At 45.5% G+C, this 5035-nt stretch carries 5 protein-coding genes; all 5 read left to right on the forward strand.

The features are described from left to right. Nucleotides 1-112: 112 nt before the first annotated feature. Nucleotides 113-400: a putative phage tail assembly chaperone gene (locus tag A7967_RS21780; protein ID WP_064436097.1), complete on the forward strand. Its 288-nt coding sequence runs from the start codon at nucleotides 113-115 to the stop codon at nucleotides 398-400. A 23-nt stretch (nucleotides 401-423) separates the two neighbouring features. Continuing rightward, on the forward strand, nucleotides 424-567 hold the full coding sequence (locus A7967_RS23755) for a DUF6890 family protein (RefSeq protein ID WP_439951194.1): 144 nt from the start codon (nucleotides 424-426) through the stop codon (nucleotides 565-567). 3 nt (nucleotides 568-570) lie between these two features. Then, on the forward strand, nucleotides 571-3828 hold the full coding sequence (locus A7967_RS21785) for a phage tail tape measure protein (protein WP_064436098.1): 3258 nt from the start codon (nucleotides 571-573) through the stop codon (nucleotides 3826-3828). Next, nucleotides 3828-4157 carry a DUF2590 family protein gene (locus tag A7967_RS21790; RefSeq protein ID WP_064436099.1) on the forward strand — a complete coding sequence of 110 codons (330 nt, stop codon included), beginning with the start codon at nucleotides 3828-3830 and terminating at the stop codon, nucleotides 4155-4157. Before A7967_RS21785 ends, A7967_RS21790 begins: the two co-directional genes overlap by 1 nt. Then, a partial coding sequence (locus A7967_RS21795; protein WP_064436100.1) for a baseplate J/gp47 family protein occupies nucleotides 4147-5035 on the forward strand: 889 nt, incomplete at its 3' end. The genes A7967_RS21790 and A7967_RS21795, both read left to right, overlap by 11 nt.

The raw sequence follows: 5035 nt of genomic DNA on the forward strand, positions 1-5035 counted from the left end.
CCAAATGACTTTGATGAATTTATTGCTTTGTGTGAGCAATCAGCAGCCAAGTATGGCCCTTATTTTACCTACACACTGCTAGAGCAAGCAGATATTAAAGAGAGTATTGATCATGGCGTTTGAGAAAAAAATAACATTAGAAACCCCCGTTGGTGACATTACATTTAACGTCAATGGCGCTGACTACAACAAATACATTAACTCGACTCAGCCGAACAACAAGGTGCAGCCGGCAACTAACTTTTTGTTAAACACTGTGGTTGAAGCCGACGCTAAAAAGCTAAAAGAGCTGGTACAGCAACCGGGAGCCGCCTTGTTTTTAGTGGGTGCCATTGTTGAAGAATATCAACCCGAGTTTAATTTTACGGTAAAAAAATCGAAAGCCGAGCCAAGCAAATAGGCAAAAGCAGGCTTGATCAGTTACTGGCATACCACGCTAAATATTTTGGCAATGTAGCAGTCACTGACGAGAGCTTGGCACAGGCGCTTTACCTTGAAACATCACAGCAAGAAAACTTTGTAACCGCCGTAAATAACGGCATTTGCACAGCATTAGGCGGCGAGTAATTAATGGCAACACTCAGCAAATTAGACAAGCTTACTTATTCAATTGGCATCATTGACAAAGTCACTGGTCCGGTTAATAAAGTCATGGCTAAAATTAATCAGCTGAGCCAGCAAACAGCCGCCGCCCAAGATCAAATGATGCGCGGCGCAGCCACAGCCGTTGGCGGTGGTTACGCCCTGGCTAAATCACTTGCCCCTGCAATTGATCACGTTGCCGCATTAGGCGAAGTGCAATCGCTCGGCGTTGCCGACGAGGCCCTGCAAAAGCTTTCTAAAACATCGTATGAATTTGGTTTTCAATTTGGTGGTAACTCTGCAGAATTTGTTCGCAGTGCTTACGATATTCAATCAGCCATCAATGGCTTAAATGGGTTTGAGCTATCCGAGTTCACCAAAACATCAAACATATTAGCCGTAGCGACAAAAGCGGATGCGGCCACCATCACCAGTTATATGGGCACCATGTATGGCATCTTTGAAAAAACCGCTAATAAGATGGGCAAAGCTAATTGGGTAAACCAAATAGCAGGGCAAACCGCCACCGCCGTACAGCTATACAAAACCACCGGTGCAGAAATGCAAGCCGCGTTTTCAAACCTTGGGGCGACCGCGACAAATATTGGTTTAAGTTCGGCTCAACAATTTGCGTTAGTCGGGGAGCTACAACTGGTTGCTAAATCAGGCTCTGTGGCAGGTACGCAAGCGGCTTCATTATTACAAGGGATTGGTAAAGCGCAAGATGCATTAGGTATAAAATTAACCGCTGATAACGGCGACATGCTCGCGATTGATGTGGTGCTAGGGCGTATTAATAACCGCTTATCCTCACTGGGTTCTGTAGCGCGTGGCGATGTACTTACCCAAATATTTGGTAAACAAGGTGCAAAAGCCGTTGATGTACTCAGTACTAAAGTAGACAAATTAAAAGACGGCATCACTGTTTTTGAAAACGTTCAAGATAACTCCAAAGCGTTGGAAATGGCAAACATCATTGCCAGCCCATGGGATCGTTTAGGCGGTTCATTTAATGCTGCGGCCACCGCAATGGGTAACCGCTTATTGCCTGTGGTTGAGCCGTTCGTTGAAATACTCGCCGCCGGCTTTGCGGGCATTGTGTCACTGACTGAGCGATTCCCGTTTTTATCCAGCGTTATTGCAACGCTCGTTGTGGTTATCGTCGCGCTGATCACGGTGCATGGCATCATTATTTTTACGATGGGCCTGTATAAAATGGCGCTTGTTTCAAGTGCCGCGCTAACAGGTAGCTTAACCGTATTAACAAAACTATGGCAGGGGGCGTTAATCGCACTGCGTGTATTGGGCTTTTTATCACTCATTGCCACGATGGGCGCGGCGGCCATTGCCATGGGTACATTTAAAGCGGTTATGCTCGCAGGTCAAGCAGCAACGTGGTTATTTAATGCGGCGCTTTGGGCAAACCCAATTACATGGGTGGTAGCAGGTGTTATTGCGCTTATCGCGGCTGTTGGGGCGCTTATTTATTACTGGGATGATTTAGTGGCTGCGTTTCAAAATACCGCGTGGGGAAAAGTATTAATGGCGGTGTTTGATAGTGTGAAAGCGGCCTTTAATGGGGTAATTGATAGCGTTAAATGGGTGCTTGAAAAACTCGGCTTGATTGACGATACCGAGGCAAAAATAAAAACAGAGGCAACCTCAACACACGAAAACATTAACCGTGCTCAGCCTAAAAATTTAGTCATGCAAAATGCAGATCAAGCGTTCAGCCGCGACTATGGCCAAGTCGTGATCAACAAAGCCGCGCAAGTACCAGGCAATACAGCCAGCACTCACTATGCTGCTGTGAGTGATATTACGCATTCAAATCGAACGCAGTTAAACGCAGGCCAAACGAATAATGCTATTAACTCAGCATTACAAAACAGTCAGGTCATTGAGCAAACAAATAACGCGCGGGCACAAACCAACGGGTTAAATAACAGTGCCATAAATTCAGTTGTAGCGAATGCACACACCAACGCAGTAACCACAGCCGCAAACGATACTGCTTATTCAACAAGCACAGCAATGAGCAATGCAACTAACCCAACATTGCAAAATAGCATTACTACAAACCAAACAAGTAACACGCACGCACAAACCAGCGCGTTAAATAACAGCGGTGTTAACTCGGCTGTTAACGATGCTGTGTATTCAACAAGCACAGCAATGAGCAATGCAGCTAACCCAACATTTCAAAATAGCATTGTTACAAACCAAACAGATAGCACGCTTACTCAAATCAGCGCGTTAAATAACAGTGCCATTAATTCGGCTGTTAACGATGCGGTGTATTCAACAAGCACAGCAATGAGCAATACAACTAATCCAACATTACAAAATAGCATTGCTACAAACCAAACACATAACGCGCTTACTCAAACTAGCGCGTTAAATAACCGCGCCGTAAATTCAGTTGTAGCGAATGCTCCAACCAATGCAGTAATCATGACTGCAAACGATGCTGTTTATTCTACAAGCGCTAAAACGGCCAACATCAATAACAGTGGTATTAATTCGGCTGTTAACGATGCGGTGTATTCAACAAGCACAGCAATGAGAAATGCAGCTAACTCAACATTGCAAAATAGCATTGCTACATACCAATCACATAACGCGTTTACTCAAATCAGCGCGTTAAATAACAGTGCCGTAAATTCAGTTGTAGCGAATGCTCCAACCAACGCAGTAACCATGGCTGCAAACGATGCTGTTTATTCTACAAGCGCTAAAACGGCCAACATCAATAACAGTGCTATTAACTCAGCATTACAAAACAGCTCAGTTACACATAACAGTGCTGGCCATATTGCACAATCAACACTGTTCGCACCGCAATCAGCGCCACAAAATACCGTTGCCAGCACAGCTAACAATTTTACTAACGCGGCCAATTCACCTGTTTACAGTCGTAAACACGTGCAAGTTACCCGTGTTAATCAAGGCGCAGCGCCATTACAGCCATTGCCAGTGGTAAAAACAGATCAGGCAATTACCAACCTAGCTAACGCCAGTGCTTACAAAGTTGATCAACTAAGTACTGAGCAACAACAGCAAAGCAATAGCTATAAAGCCAAAGTGCAAAAATCAGCGTTTTTACAAAACCTAACGAGCAATACACATAACAGCAGTAGTTCAAGCGACAGCGATAACCGTAAAAGCGTGCACATTGACAGCTTAACGATTAAGTCAGACGACCTAGCGCAAAGCTTTGAACAAATGATGGAGCTCGCAGGCTAATGAACTTTGATATTGCACTACACATCGATCTAGCGATTGAAGATAACGACTTTGTACTCAATGACTCGTTAAGCCCACGCACACTAAAAAAAGCCGATGTTATAGGCCAAGACATAAAGCACCGAATTTTAGAAAGCGGCTTACTGGTAAAGCTTATTGGCCTGCGTAATAAAAACGGCATAGCGCCGATTTTAACGGACATTGAGTTACTCACCGAGCAAGACGACCGTATCAAGCCGGGCACAATAAATGTGTACCGCAATGACGACGGAACACTAAACATCACCGCACAAACGCGCCAATACGGGAGCCTACAAAGTGAACTTTAAAACACTGATGCAAAAAGCGGGGTTGCCACTGGATGAGCAGACCGCGCAAATGCAGTGGCAAGCACAGCTAAAAGAGCAAAACATTCAAGTTGCTAACAACTCACCGTTTGGCCCGTTCTGGCGCACAGTTGAAGCGCTGATCACTAAACCCGTTGTACAGCTATTTAATTGGATAGCAACGCAGCTAATGCCTGATTTATTTATTATGACCGCCAGCCGAACCGCATTGATTGAGCGCCATGGCCCCGCGCGTAATGCATTTATTCAAGCGGGCGTAAAAGCACAAGGCATACTCACGTTTACGCGCCTCAATACCCAAGGAGAAAGCTCTGTTGTTGCCGGCACGCAAGTGGTGACTGATATGCTCGGCGATACAGCGTACACGCTTACTCTGCTGCAAGATGTTTATTTTAGCGACGGCCAAAGCACCGCGTATGCACACGCTGAGGCTGCCGATACAGGCGCTGCATTTAATTTACCAGCCCATGCTTATCGTTATTTTACTGAACAACAAGACGGGATCACCGTAACAAACCATGGCGATTGGTTAATTAAGCCAGGTTCTGACGATGAAAGCACCGAGCATTATCGTTTGCGTATCCGCAATGTATTTGGCACCGCCGCGCGCTGGCATATTAACGCTGTATACAAGCAAATAATTGCCAGCTTTGCAGTACCAATCGATAACATCGTTATTGAAGTAAACGCCCCGCGTGGTCCAGGCACCGCCAATGCGTATATTTATTTAGATGTTGGCCCCGTACCAACGGCATTACTTAGTGCCATCAATCAGCATATTCGCACCGCAGGCCACCACGGACTAGGGGACGACTTTATGGTGTATGCCATGGCGACCACGGGCTTTAATATCACCGCAA

This window comes from Pseudoalteromonas neustonica (assembly GCF_001653135.1).
Taxonomy (GTDB): domain Bacteria; phylum Pseudomonadota; class Gammaproteobacteria; order Enterobacterales; family Alteromonadaceae; genus Pseudoalteromonas; species Pseudoalteromonas neustonica.